General features: G+C 63.4%; 19 protein-coding genes and 1 pseudogene. 12 read left to right on the top strand and 8 right to left on the bottom strand.

Translation table 11 applies throughout. The features are described 5' to 3' along the window. Positions 1 to 17 precede the first annotated feature (17 nt). The 3 genes from AC58X1_RS02380 to AC58X1_RS02370 are packed head-to-tail and all read right to left on the bottom strand — an operon-like array spanning position 18 to position 3696. Positions 18 to 2207 carry a xanthine dehydrogenase family protein molybdopterin-binding subunit gene (locus tag AC58X1_RS02380; protein ID WP_497428221.1) on the bottom strand — a complete coding sequence of 730 codons (2190 nt, stop codon included), beginning with the start codon at positions 2205 to 2207 and terminating at the stop codon, positions 18 to 20. Continuing rightward, a complete protein-coding gene (locus AC58X1_RS02375; RefSeq protein ID WP_497428220.1) occupies positions 2207 to 3193 on the bottom strand; it encodes an FAD binding domain-containing protein in 987 nt (328 codons plus the stop codon). Before AC58X1_RS02375 ends, AC58X1_RS02380 begins: the two co-directional genes overlap by 1 nt. Beyond that, complete coding sequence (locus AC58X1_RS02370; RefSeq protein WP_497428219.1) at positions 3190 to 3696, bottom strand: (2Fe-2S)-binding protein; 507 nt, start codon at positions 3694 to 3696, stop codon at positions 3190 to 3192. Before AC58X1_RS02370 ends, AC58X1_RS02375 begins: the two co-directional genes overlap by 4 nt. Before the next feature lie 178 nt (positions 3697 to 3874). Between AC58X1_RS02370 and AC58X1_RS02365 the strand changes: the two genes are divergently transcribed. Beyond that, positions 3875 to 5878 (top strand): peptidase U32 family protein, encoded by a 2004-nt coding sequence (locus AC58X1_RS02365; RefSeq protein WP_150569337.1) that lies wholly within the window; start codon positions 3875 to 3877, stop codon positions 5876 to 5878. A 162-nt stretch (positions 5879 to 6040) separates the two neighbouring features. Continuing rightward, a complete protein-coding gene (locus tag AC58X1_RS02360; RefSeq protein ID WP_101319146.1) occupies positions 6041 to 8167 on the top strand; it encodes a TonB-dependent siderophore receptor in 2127 nt (708 codons plus the stop codon). An 83-nt stretch (positions 8168 to 8250) separates the two neighbouring features. Here AC58X1_RS02360 and AC58X1_RS02355 read toward each other — a convergent pair whose 3' ends face one another. Both AC58X1_RS02355 and AC58X1_RS02350 read right to left on the bottom strand, forming a co-directional pair. Continuing rightward, the gene (locus tag AC58X1_RS02355; protein ID WP_150569338.1) at positions 8251 to 8475 is read right to left on the bottom strand and encodes a hypothetical protein; all 225 of its coding nucleotides are present in this window, start codon (positions 8473 to 8475) and stop codon (positions 8251 to 8253) included. After that, positions 8472 to 9452 carry a polyprenyl synthetase family protein gene (locus tag AC58X1_RS02350; RefSeq protein WP_150569339.1) on the bottom strand — a complete coding sequence of 327 codons (981 nt, stop codon included), beginning with the start codon at positions 9450 to 9452 and terminating at the stop codon, positions 8472 to 8474. The genes AC58X1_RS02355 and AC58X1_RS02350 overlap by 4 nt, the downstream gene beginning before the upstream one ends. 165 nt (positions 9453 to 9617) lie before the next feature. On the opposite strand from AC58X1_RS02350, the gene fni reads away from it, so the two are divergent. The 5 genes and pseudogenes from fni to AC58X1_RS02325 form a co-directional block, all read left to right on the top strand. Then, the gene (fni, locus tag AC58X1_RS02345; RefSeq protein ID WP_150569340.1) at positions 9618 to 10664 is read left to right on the top strand and encodes a type 2 isopentenyl-diphosphate Delta-isomerase; all 1047 of its coding nucleotides are present in this window, start codon (positions 9618 to 9620) and stop codon (positions 10662 to 10664) included. Then, entirely contained in the window at positions 10661 to 11947 is a 1287-nt protein-coding gene (locus AC58X1_RS02340; RefSeq protein ID WP_150569341.1) for a glycosyltransferase, read from the top strand. The genes fni and AC58X1_RS02340 overlap by 4 nt, the downstream gene beginning before the upstream one ends. After that, on the top strand, positions 11932 to 13098 hold the full coding sequence (gene crtY / locus AC58X1_RS02335) for a lycopene beta-cyclase CrtY (protein ID WP_497428218.1): 1167 nt from the start codon (positions 11932 to 11934) through the stop codon (positions 13096 to 13098). Before AC58X1_RS02340 ends, crtY begins: the two co-directional genes overlap by 16 nt. Continuing rightward, positions 13095 to 14585: a phytoene desaturase gene (locus tag AC58X1_RS02330; RefSeq protein ID WP_101319134.1), complete on the top strand. Its 1491-nt coding sequence runs from the start codon at positions 13095 to 13097 to the stop codon at positions 14583 to 14585. The genes crtY and AC58X1_RS02330 overlap by 4 nt, the downstream gene beginning before the upstream one ends. Beyond that, a pseudogene (locus AC58X1_RS02325) lies at positions 14582 to 15508 on the top strand (phytoene/squalene synthase family protein); the annotation flags it as partial. The gene AC58X1_RS02330 and the pseudogene AC58X1_RS02325, both read left to right, overlap by 4 nt. On the opposite strand, the gene AC58X1_RS02320 reads toward AC58X1_RS02325, so the two are convergent. Beyond that, the gene (locus AC58X1_RS02320; RefSeq protein ID WP_101319132.1) at positions 15453 to 15989 is read right to left on the bottom strand and encodes a sterol desaturase family protein; all 537 of its coding nucleotides are present in this window, start codon (positions 15987 to 15989) and stop codon (positions 15453 to 15455) included. The pseudogene AC58X1_RS02325 and the gene AC58X1_RS02320 overlap by 56 nt on opposite strands. Positions 15990 to 16075: 86 nt before the next feature. Further along, positions 16076 to 17260, bottom strand: coding sequence for a porin (locus AC58X1_RS02315; protein ID WP_497428217.1), 1185 nt, complete (start codon positions 17258 to 17260; stop codon positions 16076 to 16078). Positions 17261 to 17600: 340 nt separating this feature from the next. Between AC58X1_RS02315 and AC58X1_RS02310 the strand changes: the two genes are divergently transcribed. From AC58X1_RS02310 to AC58X1_RS02295, 4 genes are all read left to right on the top strand, one after another. Continuing rightward, positions 17601 to 18671, top strand: a complete 1071-nt coding sequence (locus AC58X1_RS02310; RefSeq protein WP_497428216.1) for an enoyl-CoA hydratase/isomerase family protein — start codon at positions 17601 to 17603, stop codon at positions 18669 to 18671. A 16-nt stretch (positions 18672 to 18687) separates the two neighbouring features. After that, a complete protein-coding gene (locus AC58X1_RS02305; RefSeq protein ID WP_103437224.1) occupies positions 18688 to 19839 on the top strand; it encodes an acyl-CoA dehydrogenase family protein in 1152 nt (383 codons plus the stop codon). A gap of 192 nt (positions 19840 to 20031) precedes the next feature. Then, on the top strand, positions 20032 to 20493 hold the full coding sequence (locus tag AC58X1_RS02300) for a hypothetical protein (protein WP_188035863.1): 462 nt from the start codon (positions 20032 to 20034) through the stop codon (positions 20491 to 20493). Between the two features lie 62 nt (positions 20494 to 20555). Continuing rightward, complete coding sequence (locus AC58X1_RS02295) at positions 20556 to 21311, top strand: hypothetical protein (protein ID WP_220633550.1); 756 nt, start codon at positions 20556 to 20558, stop codon at positions 21309 to 21311. Between the two features lie 77 nt (positions 21312 to 21388). Here the strand turns inward: AC58X1_RS02295 and pedF are convergent, their stop codons facing one another. Further along, positions 21389 to 21826, bottom strand: a complete 438-nt coding sequence (pedF, locus tag AC58X1_RS02290; RefSeq protein WP_497428215.1) for a cytochrome c-550 PedF — start codon at positions 21824 to 21826, stop codon at positions 21389 to 21391. A gap of 257 nt (positions 21827 to 22083) precedes the next feature. On the opposite strand from pedF, the gene exaA reads away from it, so the two are divergent. Beyond that, positions 22084 to 23943, top strand: a complete 1860-nt coding sequence (gene exaA / locus AC58X1_RS02285; protein WP_150572646.1) for a quinoprotein ethanol dehydrogenase — start codon at positions 22084 to 22086, stop codon at positions 23941 to 23943. The last annotated feature ends 4 nt before the right edge of the window (positions 23944 to 23947 follow it).

Raw genomic sequence — 23947 nt, 5'->3', positions numbered from 1 at the left:
TGCAGCCGGAGTCAGCCTCAATCAAGCACTCGATCAATAGTCAACGGGAACTCACGCATCCGCTTGCCAGTGGCGTGATACACCGCATTGGCCACCGCCGCCGGCACCCCGACGATACCGATCTCACCGACGCCCTTGGAGCCGAGGGCGTTGACGATCTCGTCCGGTTCGTCCACGAACAGCACGTCGATGTCGGCGAAATCCGCCTGTACCGGAATGTGGTACTCCGCCAGGTTGTGGTTCATGTAGCGGCCTAGTTCATGGTCGATCAAGGTCTCTTCATGCAGCGCCATGCTGACGCCCCAGACCACCCCACCGAGAATCTGGCTGCGGGCCATCTTCGGATTGATCACCCGCCCCGCTGCAATCGCACTGACAACCCGCCCAAGACGCACCGTACCGAGCTCCTCATCGACCCGCACCTCAACGAATACCGCTGAGTGCGTTGCCGTTGCATAGCCGTCACGGCGGGCATCGGGCTCGCACACCACCTTCGCCTCCAGGCCACTGCGCGGCAGTATCTCGCCCAGCGGATAACGGCGGCGACCAACGTGCAGCTCACCCTCACTGATAACCATGTCCTCAGCCGGATGACCGGCCAGCTCCGGATAACAGCTACGCGCCGCCATCAGCAGTTTGCCACGCAGCACTTCACAGGCCTGGCGCACTGCTGAGCCGACCGATGACACCGTAAACGAGCCGCCCTGCAATGGCGCGGTCGGCAGTGCCGAATCGCCCAGCAGGAAGGTCACCTCGCCCGGCGCCATGCCCATGGCGTCAGCCGCAATCTGGGTCATGACGGTATAGGTGCCGGTGCCGATATCGGTGGTCGCGCTGCTCACCACCAACTGGCCGTGGGCATCGAGGCGCGCACGGGCGCTGGCTTTCATCTGCATCGCCTCCCAGACACCACCGGCCATGCCCCAGCCGATCAGTTCGTGGCCTTCGCGCATGCTGCGTGGCTGCGGGTTGCGGGCGGCCCAGCCAAAGCGTTCAGCGCCTTGGCTGTAGCAGTCCAGCAGAGCTTTGCTGGAATACGGTTTGCCTTCGTTGCCGTTGCTCTCGGCAAAGTTCTGCCGGCGCAACTCGACCGGGTCCATGCCCAGTTCCACCGCCAGCTCGTCCATCGCACATTCCAGGCCAATCAAGCCCAGCGCCGCGCCAGGCGCACGCATGTCCAGCGGCGTGTAGACATCCAGCGGCACCAGGCGGTAGTCCATGGCCACGTTGTTACACTGGTAGAGCATGCCGCTCCATTCGACCACGTGCTCGCTGAAGTCTTCGAAGCGCGAGGTCTGGCCGGTAGCGGCGTGATGGATCGCCTGCAGCTTGCCCTGCGCGTCAGCGGCCAGGCGCAACTGCTGCACAGTGCGTGGGCGGTAGCCGAAGGTGAACATTTGCTGGCGCGTCAGGGTGACGCGCACTGAGCGCTGCAGTTGCAGCGCCGCCATCACGGCCAGTGGCAACTGATACTGCGGGCGCAAACCAGAGCCGAACGCGCCGCCGACATAGGCCGCGAATACTCGCAGTTTCTCCTTGGGCAGGCCGAACACGCTGTGCAGATAATCACGGCAATTCTGCGTGCCTTGGGTCTTGTCGTGGACTTCCAGATTGCCGCCTGGGTGGTAGATGACCGTGGACGCGTGCGGCTCCATCGGGTTGTGATGCTCGATCGGGGTGCTGTAAGTAGCATCGACCCGCACCTGTGCAGCGTCATAGGCTTGCTGGAAGTCGCCGCGGGGTTTGGGAAGCTCAGCCGGCGCGGGATGGGCCTGCCCGGCGAGCAGATCGGTCTGATGGGCGTCGGTTTCGTATTCGATGCGCACCAGCGTACCGGCATGCCGGGCCAGTTCGAGGTTGTCGGCGACGACCAGTGCCAGCGGCTGACCGCTGTAGAGCACACGGTCGTTGTATAGCGGGCGAAACGGCGAGCCATCGGCCGAATCAGCGTCTTCGTACTGCTCGTCTTCGCCCGCCAGCTTTGGCCGGTTCTGATGGTGCAGCACCGCCACCACGCCTGGCAGGCGCAATGCTGCCTCGCAGTCGATATGGCGCACACGGCCGCGGGCGATGGTGCTCGAGACCACGCTGCCGTGGAGCAAATCAGGGGTGGGGTATTCGGCAGCGTAACGGGCCTGACCGGTGACCTTGGCCGGGCCGTCGACGCGGTCCATGGGCTGGCCGCTAACGGGTTTCAAGGTATTCATCAGGCAACTCCTGTTGCGGCAGCTTCAGTGAAGGCGCGGACGATGGCCGCGTGGGCCAGCTTGATCTTGAAGGCGTTGTGCGCCAGTGGCTGGGCATCGGCCAGGAGCATGTCCGCCGCAGCGGCGAAGCTCTCGCCGGTGGCAGCGCGGCCCTGCAGCATCTGCTCCACCGCTGGGTTGCGCCAAGGCTTGTGGGCGACGCCGCCAAGCGCCAGCCGGGCGCTGACGATCTTGTCGCCGTCCAGTTCCAGCGCGGCAGCAACCGAGACCAGCGCAAACGCATAGGAGGCCCGATCACGCACCTTGAGGTAGCGGCTGTGCAGGCTGAACTGCGGCGCCGGCAGCTCGATGGCGGTGATCAGTTCATCGTCGGCCAGTTGGTTGTCGCGCTGCGGGCTGTCACCCGGCAGGCGGTGGAAGTCGGCAAAGTCGATCTGGCGCACGCCAGCCTTGCCCTGCACATGTACCCGCGCCTCAAGCGCTGCCAGCGCCACACACATGTCCGAAGGGTGCACCGCAACGCAGCTGTCACTGGCGCCGAGAATCGCATGGATGCGGTTGAGGCCATCACGGGCTGGGCAGCCCGAGCCAGGTTCGCGCTTGTTGCACGGCGTGCCGGCGTCATAGAAGTAGTAGCACCGGGTGCGCTGCAGCAGGTTGCCACCAGTGCTGGCCATGTTACGCAACTGCGGCGAAGCACCAGCCAGGATCGCCTGGCTGAGCAGCGGATAGGCCTGTTCGACGAGGGGATGCCAGGCCAGCTCGGCGTTGCTTACCAGCGCACCGACCAGCAGCCCGCCCGCCTCGGTTTCGCTGACTTGGTCCAGCGGCAGGCCGGTGATGTCGATCAGGTGTTCGGGCTGGTCGAGGTTTTCCTTCATCAGGTCGAGCAGGTTGGTGCCGCCAGCGATAAACCGCGCCTGTGGGCCGGTCAGGGCCAAAGCGGCGTCGATGCTGGTGGGCTTGCTGTACTGGAACGGAGTCATGGCCGCGGCCCTCCATGAATCAACGGCAAGGTCGCTTCCACGGCATCGAGAATATTGCTGTAGGCACCGCAGCGGCACAGGTTGCCACTCATGGCTTCCTTGATTTCGTCACGGCTGCGCACGCGGCCTTCGTTGGCCATGCCCAGCGCCGAGCAGATCTGCCCGGGGGTGCAGTAGCCGCATTGGAAGGCATCATGCTCGATGAAGGCTTGTTGCAGCGGGTGCAGGCTGTCGCCGTCTGCGACCCCTTCGATGGTGGTCAGCTGGTCGCCATCGCACATGATCGCCAGGGTCAGGCAGGCGTTGACCCGGCGGCCATTGCGCAGCACTGTGCAGGCGCCGCACTGGCCGTGGTCGCAGCCTTTCTTGGTACCGGTCAGGTCGAGCTGCTCGCGCAGTAGGTCAAGCAAGGTGGTCCAGGGCTGCACCTGCAGCTGCCGGGGCGTTCCGTTCAAGCTCAGGCTGATGGCCTGGCCGCTAGGGTCGGTCGGGGTGTCGCTCATGGTCGGGGCCTCATCACGGTCGGTCGGGCTATGTTTTCAAGTACGACCGGGTGGCAAGCGCAGGCGTTCAAGCTAATTGACCAGTACCGACTCACCATCGGGCAGCGCGCAGGTGCCGCGTGAGCGTTTCACCGTTACAATGCCCGCCTAAACCGTGACAGCCCGAAAAAATAAAGCCATGTCCTTGCCCAAGAATCACCTGGAACTGCTCAGCCCTGCCCGCGACGTGGCGATTGCCCGCGAAGCCATCCTGCACGGCGCTGACGCCATCTATATCGGCGGCCCGAGCTTCGGCGCGCGGCACAACGCCTGCAACGAAGTCAGCGAGATCGCCGAACTGGTCGAGTTCGCCCGGCGCTACCATGCGCGGGTGTTCACCACCATCAACACCATCCTCCATGACAACGAGCTGGAGCCAGCGCGCAAGCTGATCCATCAGCTGTACGATGCCGGCGTCGATGCGTTGATCGTGCAGGACCTTGGGGTGATGGAGCTGGACATCCCGCCGATCGAGCTGCACGCCAGCACCCAGACCGACATCCGCACCCTGGCTCGGGCGCGTTTCCTCGATCAGGCCGGCTTCTCCCAGCTGGTGCTGGCGCGTGAACTCAACCTGCAAGAGATCCGCGCGATTGCCAGCGAAACCGATGCGGCCATCGAGTTCTTCATCCATGGCGCGCTGTGCGTGGCGTTCTCCGGCCAGTGCAATATCTCCCAGGCGCAGACCGGGCGCAGCGCCAACCGTGGCGACTGCTCGCAGGCCTGCCGCCTGCCGTACACGCTCAAGGATGATCAGGGCCGAGTAGTAGCGTTCGAGAAGCACCTGCTGTCGATGAAAGACAACAACCAGACCGCCAACCTCAGCGATCTGGTCGATGCCGGCGTGCGCTCGTTCAAGATCGAGGGCCGCTACAAGGACATGGGCTATGTGAAGAACATCACTGCCCATTACCGCAAAGAGCTCGATGCGATTCTGGAGAACCGCCCCGAGCTGGCGCGTGCTTCCAGTGGCCGCACCGAACACTTCTTCATGCCCGACCCGGACAAGACCTTCCACCGCGGCAGCACTGACTACTTCGTCAGCGACCGCAAGATCGACATCGGCGCGTTCGACTCGCCCACCTTCACCGGCCTGCCGGTAGGCGTGGTGGAAAAGGTCGGCAAGCGTGACATGCAGGTGGTCACCGAGGTGCCATTGAGCAACGGTGACGGCCTCAACGTGCTGGTCAAGCGCGAAGTGGTGGGTTTCCGCGCCAACATCGCCGAGCTCAAGGGCGAGTTCGAGGAAGACGGTGCACCGCGCTACCGTTACCGGGTCGAGCCCAACGAGATGCCGGATGGCATGTACCGGCTCAAGCCGAACCATCCGCTGTCGCGCAACCTCGATCACAACTGGCAGCAGGCCTTGCAGCGCACCTCCGCGGAGCGCCGGGTCGGCGTGGCCTGGCAGGCGCAACTGAGCGAGCAGCGTCTGCAGCTGACCGCCACCAGTGAAGAAGGCATCAGCGTCAGCGTCGCCCTCGACGGCCCGTTTGGCCCAGCCAACAAGCCGCAACAGGCGCTCGATCAACTGCATGACCTGCTCGGCCAACTGGGCACCACCCAGTACCACGCCAGCGCTATCGAGCTGGATGCACCGCAGGCGTTCTTCATCCCCAACTCGCAGCTCAAGGCCCTGCGCCGTGAGGCCATCGAGGCGCTGACCGCAGCACGGATCGCCGCCCACCCACGCGGTGCACGCAAGGCCGAAAGCAACCCGCCGCCGGTGTATCCGGAATCGCACCTGTCGTTCCTGGCCAACGTCTACAACGAGAAGGCCCGGGCGTTTTATCACCGCCACGGTGTGCAGTTGATCGACGCCGCCTACGAGGCTCACGAAGAGCTGGGCGAAGTGCCGGTGATGATCACCAAGCACTGTTTGCGGTTCTCGTTCAACCTGTGCCCGAAACAGGCCAAAGGCGTGACCGGCGTACGCACCAAGGTTGCACCGATGCAATTGATCCAGGGCGACGAAGTGCTGACTTTGAAGTTCGATTGCAAGCCGTGTGAGATGCATGTTGTCGGCAAGATGCGCTCGCACATCATCGACCTGCCTTCGCCAGGCAGTGGCGGCGTCCAGCAGGTGGTTGGGCATATCAGCCCGGAAGACCTGCTCAAGACGATCATCCGCGCTCCGCACTGATCGGCCTGCCGCAGCGCTTTGTCAGCGCTGCGGCTCGCTGGGCAATCAACCCAACGATTGCAGCCAAAACCTGGTACGTTAGTACGCAAAATATTTCTGTAAACGAGAATTGTTTCCAGATATGATCCCGCGCATCTTCCCCCTGCCAGGATCGTATCGTCCATGCGTCGTGCGTTCGTTTCCCTTTGTCTGCTCAATGTTATCTCCCCTGTGGCTTTGGCTGATGCCGACCCGGCCCAAACGGTCGAGCTGCAAGCCGTCAACATCGATGCCGCCAGCGAGCGCGAACGCGCCGATGGCCCTGTGATCGGCTACCGCGCCACCCGCTCGGCCAGCGCTACCCGCACCGACACCGCCCTGCACGAGACTCCGCAGTCAGTCAGCGTGGTGCCCAAGGACGTGCTCGAAGACACTGGCGCAACCCGCCTGCAGGACGCGCTGGATTACGCCGGCGGCGTGGGCCGGGCCAACAACTTCGGCGGCCAGGGCCTGACCACCGTCACCGTGCGCGGTTTCACCACGGGCGAGTACTATCGCAACGGCTTCCCGATCAACCGCGGCTACCCCAACGCGCCGGACGCCAACACCGTCGAGCGTCTGGAAGTACTGCGCGGCCCGGCCAGCAGCCTGTATGGCCGTGGCGATCCCGGCGGCACCTTCAACGTTGTCAGCAAACAGCCGTTGCCCGAATCCAAGGTGACCTTGGGCAGCCAGTTCGATGACCAGGGCATGCACCGGGCAACGCTCGACGCCACCGGCCCGCTCAGCGAAGACGGCAGCCTGGCCTATCGCCTGAACGTATTGGGCGAAGGCGGCGAGAGCTTCCGCGATGACGTTGACAGCGAACGCTATGACGTCGCCCCGGTACTCAGCTGGCAGGCCAACGACAGCACCAAGATCGTCTTCGAAGGCGATTTCATGCGCAACAACCACCCGCTCGACCGTGGTTTGACCCGCTATGACACCCAGCGCGGCAGCGCCTCGCGTGACACCAACGTCTGGGAGAAAGGCAGCGACAACCTGCTGCACAACGACAACAACATGGCCCAGCTGCGCTTTGAGCATCTGCTCAATGACAATTGGACCCTGGCTGGCGGTATGCAGTGGCTGGATGGGAGTTTGAAAGGGAATGCCGTCGAAGCCAACAGCCTGCAAGCTGATGGCCGTACCCTTGGTCGCAACTTCAACTATCGCAAACTGGAGTGGACCGACCGTGACTACCAGCTCAACCTGACCGGCCACTTCGAAACCGCAGGCTTCGCTCACACGCTGCTGACCGGTGTCGAATACGAAGACTATGATTACAAGTCGATCATCCAGCGCTCCGCCAACGGCTCTGGCGCCTACCCGATCGATATCTACAATCCAGTCCTCGGCCAGCCACGCCCTGCTCTGACCCGCACCACCACGCATGACAAGGAAAATCTCAAGACCTGGTCGGCCTTCGTGCAAGATCAAGTCGCCCTGACCGAGCGTTTCAAGGTGCTGGCTGGTGTGAGGCTCGAGCGATTCGAGCACGAGTACGAAAACTACCTGCCAGGCACCACTGGCTGGGACGCAGCAGACAACGCCGTCACCCCGCGCCTGGGTGCGATCTACGACCTGACCGAAACTGTCGCCGTGTATGCCAACACCGCACGCTCGTTCAAGCCAAACAGCGGCGCGAGCATGCAAGGCAACGGCTTCGACCCTGAAAAGGGCAAATCCTACGAACTGGGCGTCAAGTGGGAGCCACTGGATCGCCAGCTAAGCGTCGACGCGGCGATCTACCACATCGTCAAAGAGAACGTGCTGACCCGCGACCCAGCTGATCCTACCGGCACCTTCAGCGTCGCCGCCGGTGAAGTACGCAGCCGTGGCCTGGATATCAACGTGGCCGGCAACCTGACCCCTGAGTGGCGGGTAATCGGCGGCTACGCTTACGTGGATGCTGAAGTCACCAAGGACAACACCCTGCCTACCGGCACCCGTCTGGCAAACATCCCGCGCAACAGCTTCAGCCTGCTCAACACCTACGAATTCCAGGACGGCCTGGCCAAAGGTTTCGGCATGGGCATGGGCGTCAAATACGTGGATGACCGCCAGGGTCAGACGGCCGCCAGCACCTACACCATGGAGCAATACACCGTGGTCGACCTGCTGAGCTTCTATCAGTTGAACGAGCATGTGCGGCTGAATCTGGATGTGCGCAACGTGTTCAACAAAGGCTATGACGAAGGCGCGTTCAATCGCTACGCCTACCCAGGTGAGCCACGCACTGTGCAGGCCGGGGTTGCCTACACCTTCTGACGTTGATCAACCGCGCCCTGGCAGGCGCGGTGCCAAGCGTGCCTGCCTGCTGGCAATCAGCAGGCAGGCACGCCTTCAAGCAATTACAAACCCTTCTCCCGCGCCTCACGCAGGCGCCGCTCGATTTCTGCGGTCTGCTCATCCAGCTCCTTGATCGAAGTGGGCGTAATCACCTTGTCGATCGTTTCGGTGTCCGGGTCCGGCCGCTCCAGCGGTTTGCCCTCTACGCGCTGGCCTTGCTGGGCCTGCTCGGAGGACAGTGGACGTGGCACCTTGTCGCCGTTGTGTTGCGGGTCGTGGTCGGTCATGACGTGCTCCTTGAGATATCTACCTGTACTTCAGCAGATCGCACGCTGGCGCAAAAGTTTGATTGGGCCAAGGGTGAACGCACATTGGCGAACACTGCACGCAGCAGGCAACCAATCGGTTGCTCGGCAAGAAACACCTGCTCCAGGCACTGCTCGGCAGCCTCAAGGTGGCTGTGCAGGCGATGGCGCGTCTGGGTTTCGCCGCACAAGGCAAACAGTGTCGACTTGCCGGCGTCCTTGCCCAGGTCCTTGCCGGTGTCCGGGTCACAATCGCGCAGATCATCCTGCAGCTGGAACGCCTGGCCCAGCTCGCTGGCAAAGCGCTGCAAAGGCTGCCGCACGCCTTCATGGGCGTGGCCGAGCAGGCAGGCCATGTCCATGATCGCGGCAAACAGCACGCCGGTCTTGAGCTGATTGGTCTCGGTGATCTGCTCGGCACTGCGCACTGTTGCACCGTCACGCAGGTCTTGCAGTTGGCCTTTGACCAGGCCGTGGGCACCGATGGTTTGCGACATGATCGCGATCAGGCGATTGCGCTGCTCCGGCTCGACCGTGTGTAGCGCCGCCACCACGCCAAAGGCGCGCGACAGCAAGGCAATGGCGGCAAGGATGGCCACGTCCTCGCCAAACGCCAGGTGCAGCGTGGGCCGGCCACGGCGCAGCGCGGCGTTGTCCATGCACGGCAAGTCATCGAGCACCAGCGAGGCGGCGTGCACCATCTCGATCGCACAGCCCAGATCCAGCGCTGCCGCTTTACAACCACCTAAGCTCTCGGCAGTCAGCAGCAACAGCAACGGGCGCAGGCGTTTGCCCGGCGCGAGGGCGCTTTCGCGCATGGCGGCGGCGAGCAGATCGCGTTCGTGACCGACCTCTGGCAGCAGCGCACTGAGGCGGCTGTCCAGCTCTGCCCGCAGGCGAGCAAGGTACACAGCGAAGTCGGCGTCAGTGGCCGAGGTTGTACGGGCGATAGTGGTCATCCTGGCCTCTTCGGTGGTGCGGTCTAGGCCGCGAGTTGACGGAACGACTATCAGGGGCCGTTGCCAGAACTGTACTGTTTCCCAGCATAGCTGTACAAAGCTACTAGCGTTGTACAAGGTAAGGCCATGATTTTCACCCAATGATTCACTGGCAGCGGAGCCGGAATGAAAAAAAGCGTGTTGAGCCAGCGCAAGGACGATCATCTTGACATCGTATTGGGCGCAGATAAAACCATCGCGCATGCCGATGCCGGCTGGGCCGCTGTCCGTTTCGAGCACTGCGCCCTGCCTGAACTGTGCCTCGACAGCATCGACCTGAGCAGCTCTTTGCTGGGTATGCCATTACGTGCGCCGCTGCTGATCAGCTCGATGACCGGTGGCGCCGAGCGCGCCACACGCATCAACCGCCATCTGGCCGAGGCTGCGCAGGCGCTGGGGATTGCCATGGGTGTAGGCTCGCAGCGGGTCAGCCTGCGCAGCGCCGACGACCAGGGCCTGACCCGCGAGCTACGCCGGCTGGCCCCTGATATCCCGCTGCTGGCCAACCTTGGCGCGGCGCAACTGCGCGAAGCCGACGGCCTGGATCTGGCCCGGCGCGCCGTCGAAATGCTCGAAGCCAGCGCCTTGATCATCCACCTCAACCCGCTGCAGGAAGCAGTGCAGCCCGAAGGTGACCGCGACTGGCGCGGCGTGCTGGCGCAGATCTCGGCGCTGACTGCAGCGCTGCCTGTGCCGGTGATCATCAAGGAAGTCGGCGCGGGGATCTCGCCAAGCGTGGCCCGCGACCTGCTCGAAGCCGGTGTGCAGGTGATCGACGTGGCCGGCACCGGCGGCACCAGCTGGGCAGCGGTTGAAGCCGAGCGTGCCAGCACCCACGCCGATCGCGCTGTGGCCATGGCTTTCGCGGACTGGGGCATTCCGACTCCGCTGTGTCTGCAGACATTGCGCCGGGCCTTGCCCAGTAGCGTTCTGATTGCCTCCGGCGGTATTCGTGACGGCATCGATGCGGCCAAGGCGATCCGCCTCGGCGCTGATCTGGTCGGTCAGGCAGCCGGCGTGTTGCAGGCTGCCACCGAGTCCACCGAGGCGGTGGTCGAGCACTTCGAGATCATCATTCGTCAGCTGCGGGTCGCGTGCTTCTGCACCGGCTCGCGTGACCTGGCAGCGCTGCGTCGGGCGCGCTTGCTGGCGGCCGGGCTGGACCTGTCATGAGTCACTTTGCGATGGTCGCCCCGCCCTACCCCAGCCATTTCCAGGCCTTGCAGGCGCTGGCCGGGGAGCTGGTCGAGCGCGGCCACCGCGTGAGTTTTTTTCACCAACCTGCCGCGCAGCGCTGGCTCAGCGACCCACGCATCGGCTTTGTCGCGGTAGGCCACGGGCGGCTTGCCAACGACCATCTTGAACAGACCTTGCGCCTGGCCGCCATCCCCAGTGGGCCGATGCATCTGCGCCGTTTGATCGACCAGTTGGCGAGCACCAGCGCGATGCTCTGCGCCTGCCTGCCCGAGGCGCTCGCTGCGCAGCAGGTGGATGCCATGCTGTGTGACCAAATGGAACCGGCCGGGGCGCTGGCGGCGGAATTGGCGGGTATTCCCTGGATATCCATCGCCTGCGCGCTGCCGATCAACCGCGAACCTGGCATACCCTTGCCGGTGATGCCGTTCGACTACGGCCAAAGCCGCTTCAAGCGGCGCCTGTACCGCGGCAGCACCGAGGTCTTCGACTGGTTGATGCAGCCACTGGGGCGCGTGCTGCGCCAGGCCTGCCGCGAACATGGCCTGGTCGAGCGTGAGGGTTTGCATGACTGGCTGTCGCCGCTGGCGCAAATCAGCCAGACCGTGCCCAGCTTTGATTTCCCCCGCCAGGCGTTGCCGGCGCACTTTCATGCAGTCGGGCCGCTGCGGGTGGCGGCGCAGCAGGACGCCGCCGACTGGCCCCTGGACCCGGCGCGGCCACTGGTGTTTGCCAGCCTGGGCACCCTGCAGGGCCATCGCTTCGAGTTGTTCAGCAAGATCAGCCAGGCCTGTCAGGCGCTGGATGTGCAGCTGCTGATCGCCCACTGCGGCGGCCTCGATCACGCTCAGCAAGCGCAGTTGCTGCAACAGGGCGCTACCTTCGTGACCGACTTCGCGCCCCAGCAATGGGCGGTGCGCCGTGCCGACGTGGTCATCAGCCATGGCGGCCTGAACACCGTGCTGGATGCCATTGCCGCAGCCACGCCGCTGTTGGTCATGCCGATTGCATTCGATCAACCGGGCGTGGCGGCGCGGGTTGCCTATCATCGTCTGGGCGTGGCGCTGTCGCGGCGGGCCAGTGTCAGTGCCATCCGCAGCGCCCTCGCCCACCTGCTGCGCGAACCGCTGCCCAGGTTGACAGCGCTGCAACGCGAACTGGCCACGGCCGGTGGCGCGGCCAAGGCAGCGGACATCGTCGAGGCAGCGTTGCGCAGCCACCAACCGGTACTGGCAGAGAACTCACCATGCATTACGACCTGATCCTCGCCGGTGGCGGTCTGGCCAATGGCCTGATCGCCTGGCGCCTGAGCCAACTACGGCCTGAGCTGAAACTGCTGTGCCTGGAGCGTGATGCCAACCTTGGCGGCAACCATACCTGGTCGTTCCATGATGCCGACCTCACGCCCGCCCAGCAGCGTTGGCTGGAGCCGTTGGTGGTCAAGCGCTGGCCGGCCTACCACGTGCACTTTCCGCACTTGTCGCGGCGCCTGGCCAGTGGCTATGCGAGCATCACCAGCGAGCGCTTTGCCGAGGTCATCACCCAGGCCCTGGGGCCGGCCCTGCGTACCGACTGCGAGATCACCTCGCTTGCGCCGGAGCAGGTCACCCTGGCCAGCGGCGAAGTGCTGCAGGCGCGGGTCACCATCGATGGCCGTGGCGCCGAGGCCAGCCCGCACCGGGTGCTTGGCCGCCAGGCGTTTCTCGGCCAGGTGCTGCGGCTTGAGCAGCCCCACGGCTTGCAAGCACCGATCCTGATGGATGCCCGAGTCGCCCAGGGCAACGGTTACCGCTTTGTCTACGTGTTGCCGTTCAGCGCCGATACCCTGCTGATCGAGGACACCCACTACGTTGACCACAGCCCGCCAGTTACAGCGCAGTTGCGCAGCAATATCGACGACTACGTGCTTCAGCACGGCTGGCAGGTCGCCGAGTGCCTGCGCGAAGAGCAAGGCGACTTGCCGATCACCCTGGCAGAAGACTTTCCGGCCTGGTGGGCGCAGCAGCATGGGCAGGTCTCATCAGGGCTGCGCGCCGGGCTGTGCCACTGTACGACCGGCTATTCGCTGCCGGAGGCCGTGCGCCTAGCGGACTGGCTCGCAACGCAGCCGTTCGACAGCAGCGCGCAGCTGCACCGGGCCATGGGCAGCTATCTGGCGCAGCGCTGGCGCGGCCAGGGCTTTTATCGGCTGCTCAATCGCATGCTGTTCCTGGCTGGTAGCGCGCAGCAGCGCTGGCAGGTCATGCAGCGCTTCTACCGCTTGCCGGAAGGCTTGATCGCACGTTTTTATGCAGGCCAAAGCTCTGCGGCTGATCGTCTGCGCATTCTTTCGGGCAAACCGCCAGTCCCCGTCGGCCAGGCGCTACGGGCGGCGTTGCGCCATTCTCCACAGCATTTCAAGGAGCAGTCATGACCCAAGGCAAAACCGCGCTGGTGATTGGTGCCGGCCTCGGCGGCCTGGCATTGGCCATTCGCCTGCAAGCGGCCGGGATTCACACCACGTTGCTGGAGCGTCGCGACTTGCCGGGCGGGCGTGCCTACGTCTACCACGACCAGGGCTTTACCTTTGACGCCGGCCCCACGGTGATCACCGACCCGACCGCGATCGAAGCGCTGTTCGAGCTGGCCGGCAAGCCGATGGCCGACTACGTCGAGCTGCTGCCGGTCGCGCCGTTCTACCGGCTGTGCTGGGAAGACGGCACGCAGTTCGACTACAGCAACGATCAAGCCGAGCTCGAGCAGCAGATCCACGCCATGGAGCCGGCCGATGTCGCCGGCTATCAGAGCTTTTTGAAGTACTCCCGAGCAGTCCTCGAAGAGGGCTATATCAAGCTTGGTGCCGTGCCGTTCCTGACCTTCCGCGACATGCTCCACGCCGGCCCGCAACTGGCCCGCTTGCAGGCCTGGCGCAGTGTCTACAGCATGGTCGGACAGTACATCCGCAACCCGCAGTTGCGCCAGGTGTTCTCCTTCCACGCCCTGCTGGTGGGCGGCAATCCATTCGCCACTTCGGCCATCTACACCTTGATCCACGCCTTGGAGCGTGAGTGGGGCGTGTGGTTTGCCAAAGGCGGCACCGGCGCGCTGGTCGAGGGCATGGCGCGGCTGTTCACCGACCTCGGTGGCACCCTCGAACTGAACGCCGACGTGGTCAGCTTCGATACCCAGGGCGACCGCCTGATCGGTGCGCGCAGCCGCGACGGCCGCCACTGGACGGCTGATGCGATCGCCTCCAACGCCGACGTGGTGCATACCTACGCCGACCTGCTCGGCGCGCACCGGCGCGGCCAGTCCGAAGCACGCCGATTGAAAAGCAAGCGCTTCAGCAACTCGTTGTTCGTTGTGCATTTCGGCCTCAAGCGCCGGCAGCCGCAGCTGCGTCACCATACTGTGTGCTTCGGCCCGCGCTACCGTGAGCTGGTGCAGGAAATCTTCAACGGCCCCAATCTGCCGGAAGACTTCTCGCTGTATCTGCACTCGCCCTGCGCGACCGACCCGGACATGGCGCCGGACGGTTGCTCCAGCCATTACGTGCTTGCGCCAGTGCCGCATTTGGGCAATGCGCCGGTCGACTGGGCGGTCGAAGGCCCACGCTATCAGGAGAAAATCCTCGATTACCTCGAGCGCTATTACATCCCTGGGCTGCGCGAAGACCTGGTCACTTGCCGCAGCTTCACCCCGGTAGATTTTCGTGACGAACTCAACGCCCACCTGGGCTCGGCGTTCTCGCTGGAGCCGGTGTTGACCCAAAGTGCCTGGTTCCGCCCGCATAACCGTGATGCGCAGGTGAGCAACCTCTACCTGGTCGGCGCCGGCACCCACCCAGGCGCTGGCGTGCCGGGCGTGATCGGCTCGGCCAAGGCCACCGCAGGCTTGATGCTCGAGGATCTGCAGCGATGAGTGGCGACGAGCAACTGCTCGCCCACGCCGAACACAGCATCGCCGTCGGCTCGAAAAGCTTCGCTGCAGCCTCGCGCCTGTTCGACCCGGTCACCCGCCGCAGCGCAGTGCTGTTGTACGCCTGGTGCCGCCACTGCGACGACGTGATCGACGGCCAGCAAGCCGGCCATCAGGCTAGCGTGCTGGAGACTGAGGAGGCCCGCCAGCGTTTGGCCGGCCTGTATCAGCAAACCGCAGCTGCCTGCGCCGATCAGCCGGTCACCGACCCCGCCTTTGCTGCACTGCGCGAAGTTGCCCGGCGCCATGGCGTACCGCAGGCAGAGGCGTTCGACCTGCTGGCGGGGTTTGAGCAGGACGTTGCCGGCCAGCGCTACCAGACGCTAGAGCAAACACTGGGTTATTGCTACCACGTGGCCGGCGTGGTCGGCCTGATGATGGCGCGGGTCATGGGCGTACGCGATGACGCCGTGCTCGATCGCGCCTGCGACCTTGGCCTGGCCATGCAACTGACCAATATTGCCCGGGATATCGTTGATGATGCCAAGGTTGGCCGCTGCTATCTGCCGCAAGCCTGGCTGGACGAGTTTTCGGTCACTGCCGAACAGCTTGCCGAACCACGCCACCGCACTGCCGTGGCGCGCATGGGCACACGTCTGGTGCAGCAGGCAGAGCCCTACTATGCCAGCGCCCAGGCCGGTTTGAGTGCCCTGCCCTGGCGTTCAGCCTGGGCTGTGGCAACAGCGGGTTCGGTGTATCGGCGCATCGGCCTGAAGATTCTAGCGGAGGGTGATGCCGCCTGGGACGGGCGCCTGTCGACCAGCAAGGGGGAGAAACTCGCCGCCGTTGCCAGTGGCCTGTGGCAGGCCCTCAGCCGCGGCTGGCGTCGCTATCCGCCACGGGCGCTGCAGCTTTGGCAGCGTCCACTCGCTGCTCGCGCAACGGTCCACCGTGACGCGCACGCAGCTGCGCCTTCAACTGCTCAACCGTAGGCGAGTAGAGAAAACCAAACGACACGCAGCCGTCCTTGCCCTGCACCGCATGGTGCATCAGGTGAGCCTGGTACAGGCGCTTGAGGTAGCCATGGCGCGGCACGATCCGCAGCGGCCAGCGCCGGTGCACCAGGCCGTCATGGGCGATGAAGTAGAGCAGGCCATAGCCGGTCATGCCGGCACCGATCCACTGCAGTGGATACCAGCCGGCAGTGCCCAACGCGATCAGGGTGATGGCCAACCCGGCAAACACTACGGCGTACAGGTCGTTCTTTTCGAACACACCGTGGCGTGGCTCGTGATGCGAGCGGTGCCAGCCCCAGCCAAAGCCATGCATGATGTACTTGTGGGCCAGATAGGCAACGCCTTCCATGGCGGCAAGGGTGATCAGAAACGTCAGCAGACTGGTGAACATGGCGCGGCATCTCCTGGCAATGCCTGTGAGCATACAGCAAATGCCCCAGCGGATTGCAGCGGCATGCCGCCGCGCCAGCCGCCCGCTTACCAGGTCAGCACAGCCCCCAGGGCCAAGGTATCGGTGTCCTCGTTTTGCGCATCGCCGCCATAGCCATCGATCTCGAACTGGTTGTATTCGGCGACCAGTTTCAAGTTGGCATTGATCTCGCGAAACAGGGCAATGCCGCGGGTTTCATAGTCGGCGCCAGTGTTCACTGCACCATTGCCGTCATCCTTGGTCTTGCCATACGACAGCGCCAGGCGGTTTTTGCCGAAGGTGTACGAGCCCTGCACCAGATAACCTTGGCTGTCGACCTCACGCAGGGTCGCCTCGCCAGCATTGTTGGTGAAGAACGGGTTGATGCCCTTGGCGCTGAAGCCCGAGCCTGTCAGCGAGAACGCACCCATCTTGGCTTGTACGCCGTAGCCAAGACCTTTGGAGGTCACCGAGTCGACGTTTCTGTCGGTGTTGTCGGAGGTCTGGTAACTGCCGTTGAGCCAGCTGTAGATCTTCGCGCCGCCCAGATCGAACTGGTAGGTGATCTCGCTCTCGGTGCGCGGATTCTTCTGATAGGCCTTGCCGACCGCGCTGTCGTCGTTGGTGTCGACCGGGTCCATGATCCCCACGGCCACGCGCAGGCCGTCCATTACCGGTGTGCGGTAGGTGATCTGCGAGGTCGGGAAAGGATAGGGATAGCCGCTGCCGATGTTGCCGAACGAGACCCCGCCGCCGTCAACCAGGCCAAGTGTGTCGCTGACCTGGCCGTAGCCAGTGAGCAGTTCATCGAGGAGGATGTTGGAGCGGGCAAACAAACCGAAGTCTTTGCCGATCAACACCTCGCCCCAGTCCGGGTTGGCCACCGTGCCGTAGAACTGGCGGACATCGATGGCGGTGTCGGTGCCGTTGGTTTCACTGTCGTTGATGCTGACCCAGAACGAGGCACGCCCACCCAGCTTGAGATCGTCGATCTGGCGCGTCATGTTGAAACCAAGGGTATTGGGCAGAAAGCCCATTTTCACCCGTGACTGGCGCCGATCATATTGCTCGCCGGCGCGGTCGATATCGCTGTTGACGTAGAAGGCGTTGATGTAGCCGTCGGTGGAAAAGGTGGTCTGGTCCTTGTCGTAGAGCATGATCTCGGCCCCCGCCAACGGGGCCAAGGCCAGGCTGGCAAGGCCGCCAAGCAGCGGCAGGATACGGCGGTGGGAGTTGTTATTGTTGTTGTGCATGACGCGCTCCGCAATCGGTTGGACAGGTGTCCAGGCGATTATCGAAAGCCCACGCACGCGGCCCTACGCTGCCTTGGCGGCGATTGGCCAGTTCCTTGGCCGGTGCCGGGCGGCTTGCGCCTGCAAGCACTACGACCCGCTCCTTGGGGCGCACTCGGCTAAAGTGGCAGTAACTCATTCGCAAGGCGGGGTGCACAAAGCGGGTACATGGCACATTCATGCAGTCAGCTGCTGCAGATATGTCGATTGTGCAGGACATATTTGCATGGCAGGATCTTTTGATCCTCCAGTGCACTCCAGACTTCACTTGGAAAATCAATAACAAAGCAGGGAGATCGCGATGACCGCGCACGCTCGAATTTCATCCACCGATCATGTGCTGGCTGAAGTCCGCAATCAGATTGGCCACCTCACCTTGAATCGCCCGGCCGGGCTCAACGCGCTGACCCTGGACATGGTGCGCAGCCTGCAGCAGGCGCTCGACACCTGGGCAGTCGACCCGCAGGTGCAGGCTGTGGTCCTGCGCGGTGAAGGGCCAAAAGGCTTCTGCGCCGGCGGTGATATCCGCTCGCTGTACGACAGCTTCAAGGCCGGCAGCAGCCTGCATGAAGAGTTCTTCGTCGAGGAGTACGCCCTCGACCTGCGCATCCATCACTACCCCAAACCGACCCTGGTGTTGATGGACGGCTTCACGCTCGGCGGCGGCATGGGCCTGGCACAAGGCGCCGACCTGCGCGTGGTTACCGAGCGCAGCCGGCTGGGCATGCCGGAAACCGCCATCGGTTACTTCCCGGACGTCGGCGGCAGCTACTTCCTGTCCCGCGTGCCGGGCGAACTTGGCACCTACCTGGGCGTCAGCGGCTGCCAGATCCAGGCGGCCGATGCCTTGTATTGCGGCCTGGCCAACTGGTACCTGAGCAGCGACAAGCTTGCTCAGCTCGATCAGGCCCTGGACCAGCTCAGCTTCGGTCAGCATCCGCTCAAGGACCTGCAGGGCGCGCTGGCCCGCCTCGGCACCCAGGTACTGGCCGACGCGCCGCTGGCCAAGCTGCGCCCAGTGATCGACCACTACTTCGCCCAGGCCGACCTTGCCAGCATCATCGAACAACTGCGCACGGTGCGGATCGGCGACAGTCAGGCCTGGGCGCTGGCCACCGCCGATCTGCTGCAAAGCCGCTCGCCGCTGGCCATGGCCGTGACCCTGGAGATGCTCAGGCGCGGGCGCAAACTCGGCCTGGAGGCGTGCTTTGCCATGGAGCTGCACCTGGACCGGCAGTGGTTCGCGCATGGCGACATCATCGAGGGCGTGCGCGCCCTGATCATCGACAAGGACAAGCAGCCACGCTGGAACCCGCCGACCCTGGCAGAACTAGCGCAGGCGCGGGTCGACCAATTCTTCGAAGGGCTGTGAGCCTGGGAGTACGCAGATGCAAGACCTGGAACTGAACGAAGAACAGATCATGATCCGCGACATGGCGCGCGATTTTGCCCGCGGCGAAATCGCCCCGCATGCCCAGGCCTGGGAAAAAGCCGCCTGGATCGACGACGGGGTGGTGCGCAAGATGGGTGAGCTGGGCTTGCTTGGCATGGTCGTGCCGGAGCAGTTTGGCGGCAGTTTCACCGACTACGTGGCCTATGCCCTGGCGGTCGAGGAAATCTCGGCTGGCGACGGCGCGACCGGCGCCTTGATGAGTATTCACAACTCGGTAGGCTGCGGCCCGCTGCTGGCCTACGGTACGCCTGAGCAACAGCAGGCCTGGCTACCTCGGCTGGCCAGTGGCGAGGTCATCGGCTGTTTCTGCCTGACCGAACCTCAGGCCGGCTCAGAGGCGCACAACCTGCGCACCCGCGCCGAGCAAGTGGACGGTGAGTGGGTGCTCAACGGCGCCAAGCAGTTCGTCAGCAACGCCCGTCGCGCCGGGTTGGCGATCGTTTTTGCGGTGACCGATCCGGAGCTCGGCAAAAAAGGCCTGTCGGCGTTTCTGGTGCCGACCGACAATCCTGGTTTCAAGGTTGATCGCAGCGAGCACAAGATGGGTATCCGTGCTTCGGACACCTGCGCCGTGAGCCTGGACAACTGCCGCATCCCGGCCGCCAATATGCTCGGTGAGCGCGGCAAGGGCCTGGCCATTGCCCTGTCCAACCTCGAAGGCGGCCGCATCGGCATCGCCGCCCAGGCGCTGGGGATTGCCCGCGCCGCGTTCGAGGCCGCGCTGGTCTACTCGCGAGATCGCATCCAGTTCGGCAAGCCGATCAACGAGCACCAGAGCATCGCCAACCTGCTGGCCGACATGCAGGTCCAGGTCAACGCCACGCGCTTGTTGATCCTGCACGCCGCGCGTTTGCGCAGTGCGGGCAAGCCATGCCTTTCGGAGGCGTCACAGGCCAAGCTGTTCGCGTCGGAGATGGCCGAACGGGTGTGCTCGATGGCGATTCAGGTGCATGGCGGCTACGGCTACCTGGAAGACTATCCGGTGGAGCGCTATTACCGTGACGCACGCATCACGCAGATCTATGAAGGCTCCAGCGAGATTCAGCGGATGCTGATCGCGCGCGAGCTCAAGCACTATCCGCTGTAGCCCCGGCCCTCCTCCCGGACCTGCCTGAATACAGGCCGCGACAGACCTCCACAGGCGCCGATTGAGGCGCCTGTTTTGTTAATAGCGAAATTTCCTACGCATCTATCAGACCACGTCTGATACAGCGTGCTGTTTCCTTGCCGACATGTCAGGTGTCTGGGCCTGAGCACTTTTTCTCACCCCGGATATCGAGTGGCGCCGCTTATTCAGGGGGCGTTGAAAGCACTAGGAGGAAAGTACATGTATCGGCTAAAGATCGCTGCAGTGATCCTGACAGTAGTAGCGCCCATGGCGAATGCCTGGAGCAACACCGTCGTGAGTGTGACGGTGAAGAATGAGACAACTTCCATTGCCACGTTTACCTACCAATATGCGTTTGGTTCCCTCGACCCTGCTCCGGGACCTATCAGCGAAAAATCTTCAACTCAATTCAAATTGAACAGTGCGTCCTCTTCTGCCTCTGGCCTGCGTTTTACCTATAAATCAGGTCGCAAAGAGTGCAAATTCGAAACATCTCACGTCTCATTACCTCTGGTGAAATGGGACAAAAAGGCAACGTCTGTCGGATCAACCCGGGCCACGTGCGAGGCCAAGACAACCCGCATTAACAGTTCGCCGCCCTATGACTACAGCGTGACTTTCACGATCAAATAGTCGCTCATCAATGCGGGAGGAGTGCACGCCTGTGCAACCCTCCCGGTCAAGGGACTCTACGCATGATAGACACGACATTAAAGGGCGTGCCTCGCCCTGTTTTGGCAACGGCGACATCGCGATCCGCGCCGGTGACTGCCAACGTTGCCAGCAAGCCGGAAGCCGGTAGTGAAGTACAACTGTCTGCTGAAGGCATGGCGCTCAGCGCCAAGGCCACACTCACGCAAAAACAACTGGAAGAAAAATTTCAGCGCGTCTATGGCCCAGACAGTTTCATATTCAAGGTCAACGCCGAGATAAAGCGTTTGGGTAATGCGTCTGTGGCACTAAATGAGATTCCTGCAGAGGCTTCACCCGAACGGCTCAAGCAGAGTCAACAGGCCGCGAAGTACATCGCGGGGGTGGTACGGGGGCAGCGTGACACTGCCAACCCCTTTGCTCATCTCTCGCGCGAAGAGGTTGTCGCCATCCTCGAAGACGAAAGTGGCGCCTATACCAGCGTAGAGCGGTACGCCGCCTGGGAAGCTCGACAGGACATGGACAATGCATGGGTCCAGCAAAACGCACTGTTGCGCGACCACGAGTCTGACGGGCGTCTGGATGTACGTAGAACGCTTGAATTCATAGACAACCTGGGCGAACTCGAACTGATGCGCTACCCGCCAGGGCACCGGGACTCGATCGAAGGACTGCTCAAGCAGTCCCAAACCCCTGGTGGCGACTTCGAACAGCCAAAGATCCCTTCGCTGGTAGACATCCTGAGACAAATGGACGAGTCGCAGAAGGCGCAAGAACCGTCCATTGAGCCACCCGACTGAGCGCTGATGCCCCAGGCCGCCCTGCGGCGCTGGCTCCCTCCCCGCGGCCTGCGCATCACAGCAGTACAGGTCGCGGTTCACTCGGTGACATGCACACTGTCCAGATAAGTACGCACCGCCCACAGCGCCTCCTGGCTGAGAAAGTCGGCCATCTTCGGCATGTACACCCGCCCGTCGCGCACCGCGCCATTGCGCACCCGCTCGACAAACCACTCATCGCCGGCGGCGCCTTCGTCGAGCATGCGCAGGTCCGGTGCGATGCCACCCGACTTCGCCTCCAGGCCATGGCAGGCCGCGCAGTTCTGGTTGTAGGCCGACGCGCCAATGCTCAGTGCCTTGTCGTGATCCTTGCCCTCGCGGTAAGGGTTTTCCGCGCGCCATTCACTGCCCAATGGCGACAGGCCATCGGTATTGACCGCCGATGGCGTTACGTTGCCGTGGGCGAAGCTGCCACCGGCGGCGCACAGGCCAGCCAGCAACAGGGAAAGGTGCCAGGCGCTTTTAGGGGTTGTCATTGTTCTGCCCTCGACTGCTGAAGTTGCACGCTGCGCCTCTCGAACGGAGGCGGCCCGACCATCCTAGAAAGCCAGTGCCAGCGGCCACATGCTGCTTTGGGGGTCGCACCCTTATCCCTTGGTAGTAGCGCTTGCGGCGCAGTGCCAAATCATGTCCGGACTGGGAAGATTTCCCGCAGTGACCGGGACTTTTTCCGTATCTCGATCAGCGGCGGCGTTCCAGGCTAACCAGGCACAACCTCACTGGGAACTCCACCATGACAACAAGAACATCACCCGCCCTGCTTTCGCCTCTTTCTGCCGCCCTGCTCCTGGCCAGCCTGGCCTGCGGCGGCGCTGCCCAGGCCAAGCCGGTTACCTGGGAAGATATCGCCGACGACCACAAGACCACCGGTAACGTGCTGCAATACGGCATGGGCACCAACGCCCAGCGCTGGAGCCCACTGGCGCTGGTCAATGACCAGAACGTATTCAAACTGACCCCGGCCTGGTCGTTTTCTTTCGGTGACGAAAAGCAACGCGGCCAGGAATCCCAGGCGATCATCAACGACGGCGTGATCTACGTCACCGGCTCCTACTCGCGGGTATTTGCCCTTGATGCCAAGACCGGCAAGCGCCTGTGGACCTACAACCACCGCCTGCCGGACGACATTCGCCCCTGCTGTGACGTGGTCAACCGCGGCGCGGCCATCTACGGCGACAAGATCTTCTTCGGCACCCTTGATGCACGGGTGGTGGCGCTGAACAAGGACACCGGCAAGGTGGTCTGGAACAAGAAGTTCGGCGACCACAGCGCCGGCTACACCATGACCGGCGCGCCAACCCTGATCAAAGACCAGAAGAGCGGCAAGGTACTGCTGATTCACGGCAGCTCGGGCGATGAGTTCGGCGTGGTGGGTCAGCTGTATGCACGTGACCCGGACACCGGCGAAGAAGTCTGGATGCGACCGTTTGTCGAAGGCCACATGGGCCGCCTGAACGGCAAGGACAGCACCCCGACCGGCGACGTCAAAGCGCCGTCCTGGCCGGATGATCCAAGCTCGCCAACCGGCAAGGTCGAGGCCTGGAGCCACGGCGGCGGCGCTCCTTGGCAGAGCGCCAGCTTCGATGCCGAAACCAATACCATCATTGTTGGCGCCGGCAACCCTGGCCCGTGGAACACCTGGGCGCGCACCTCCAAGGACGGCAACCCGCACGACTACGACAGCCTGTACACCTCCGGCCAGGTCGGCGTCGACCCCACCACCGGTGAGGTCAAGTGGTTCTACCAGCACACGCCGAACGATGCCTGGGACTTCTCCGGCAACAACGAACTGGTCCTGTTCGATTACAAGGACAAGGACGGCAAGCAGTTCAAAGCCACCGCGCATGCTGACCGCAACGGCTTCTTCTACGTAGTCGACCGCACCAACGGCAAGTTGAAAAACGCCTTCCCGTTCGCCGACAACATCACCTGGGCCAGCCACATCGACCTCAAGACTGGGCGCCCGGTGGAAAACGAAGGGCAGCGTCCGGCCAAGCCTGAACCAGGCCAGACCAAGGGCAAGCCAGTCGAAGTTTCGCCGCCGTTCCTCGGTGGCAAGAACTGGAACCCGATGGCCTACAGCCAGGACACCGGGCTGTTCTACGTGCCGGCCAACCAGTGGAAAGAGGAATACTGGACCGAAGAGGTCAACTACAAGAAGGGCTCGGCGTACCTGGGCATGGGCTTCCGCATCAAACGCATGTATGACGACCACGTCGGCACCCTGCGCGCGATGGACCCAACCACCGGCAAGATGGTCTGGGAGCACAAGGAGCGCCTGCCGCTCTGGGCTGGCGTGCTGGCAACCAAAGGCAACCTGGTGTTCACCGGTACCGGCGACGGTTACTTCAAGGCGTTCAACGCCAAGACCGGCGAGGAGCTGTGGAAATTCCAGACCGGCAGCGGCATCGTCTCGCCGCCGATCACCTGGGACCAGGACGGTGAGCAGTACATCGGCGTAACCGTCGGCTACGGTGGCGCGGTACCGCTGTGGGGTGGCGACATGGCCGAGCTGACCAAACCTGTGGCACAGGGCGGCTCGTTCTGGGTGTTCAAGATCCCGGCCTGGGACAGCAAGACAGCCCAGCGCTGAGTTG

The organism is Pseudomonas sp. PGPR N4, assembly GCF_059693665.1.
Note: the sequence above shows the minus strand (reverse complement) of the source record. Positions and strands in the feature narration are given on the sequence as shown.

Excerpts from the sequence above, each read along its gene's own strand:
- AC58X1_RS02370 (WP_497428219.1), bottom strand. The coding sequence starts at position 3,696 with ATGAGCGACACCCCGACCGACCCTAGCGGCCAGGCCATCAGCCTGAGC.
- pedF (WP_497428215.1), bottom strand. The coding sequence starts at position 21,826 with ATGACAACCCCTAAAAGCGCCTGGCACCTTTCCCTGTTGCTGGCTGGC.
- crtY (WP_497428218.1), top strand. The coding sequence starts at position 11,932 with ATGCATTACGACCTGATCCTCGCCGGTGGCGGTCTGGCCAATGGCCTG.
- AC58X1_RS02320 (WP_101319132.1), bottom strand. The coding sequence starts at position 15,989 with ATGTTCACCAGTCTGCTGACGTTTCTGATCACCCTTGCCGCCATGGAA.
- AC58X1_RS02350 (WP_150569339.1), bottom strand. The coding sequence starts at position 9,452 with ATGACCACTATCGCCCGTACAACCTCGGCCACTGACGCCGACTTCGCT.
- AC58X1_RS02310 (WP_497428216.1), top strand. The coding sequence starts at position 17,601 with ATGACCGCGCACGCTCGAATTTCATCCACCGATCATGTGCTGGCTGAA.
- AC58X1_RS02365 (WP_150569337.1), top strand. The coding sequence starts at position 3,875 with ATGTCCTTGCCCAAGAATCACCTGGAACTGCTCAGCCCTGCCCGCGAC.
- exaA (WP_150572646.1), top strand. The coding sequence starts at position 22,084 with ATGACAACAAGAACATCACCCGCCCTGCTTTCGCCTCTTTCTGCCGCC.
- AC58X1_RS02305 (WP_103437224.1), top strand. The coding sequence starts at position 18,688 with ATGCAAGACCTGGAACTGAACGAAGAACAGATCATGATCCGCGACATG.
- AC58X1_RS02380 (WP_497428221.1), bottom strand. The coding sequence starts at position 2,207 with ATGAATACCTTGAAACCCGTTAGCGGCCAGCCCATGGACCGCGTCGAC.
- AC58X1_RS02340 (WP_150569341.1), top strand. The coding sequence starts at position 10,661 with ATGAGTCACTTTGCGATGGTCGCCCCGCCCTACCCCAGCCATTTCCAG.
- AC58X1_RS02295 (WP_220633550.1), top strand. The coding sequence starts at position 20,556 with ATGATAGACACGACATTAAAGGGCGTGCCTCGCCCTGTTTTGGCAACG.
- AC58X1_RS02355 (WP_150569338.1), bottom strand. The coding sequence starts at position 8,475 with ATGACCGACCACGACCCGCAACACAACGGCGACAAGGTGCCACGTCCA.
- AC58X1_RS02360 (WP_101319146.1), top strand. The coding sequence starts at position 6,041 with ATGCGTCGTGCGTTCGTTTCCCTTTGTCTGCTCAATGTTATCTCCCCT.
- AC58X1_RS02315 (WP_497428217.1), bottom strand. The coding sequence starts at position 17,260 with ATGCACAACAACAATAACAACTCCCACCGCCGTATCCTGCCGCTGCTT.
- AC58X1_RS02330 (WP_101319134.1), top strand. The coding sequence starts at position 13,095 with ATGACCCAAGGCAAAACCGCGCTGGTGATTGGTGCCGGCCTCGGCGGC.
- AC58X1_RS02375 (WP_497428220.1), bottom strand. The coding sequence starts at position 3,193 with ATGACTCCGTTCCAGTACAGCAAGCCCACCAGCATCGACGCCGCTTTG.
- fni (WP_150569340.1), top strand. The coding sequence starts at position 9,618 with ATGAAAAAAAGCGTGTTGAGCCAGCGCAAGGACGATCATCTTGACATC.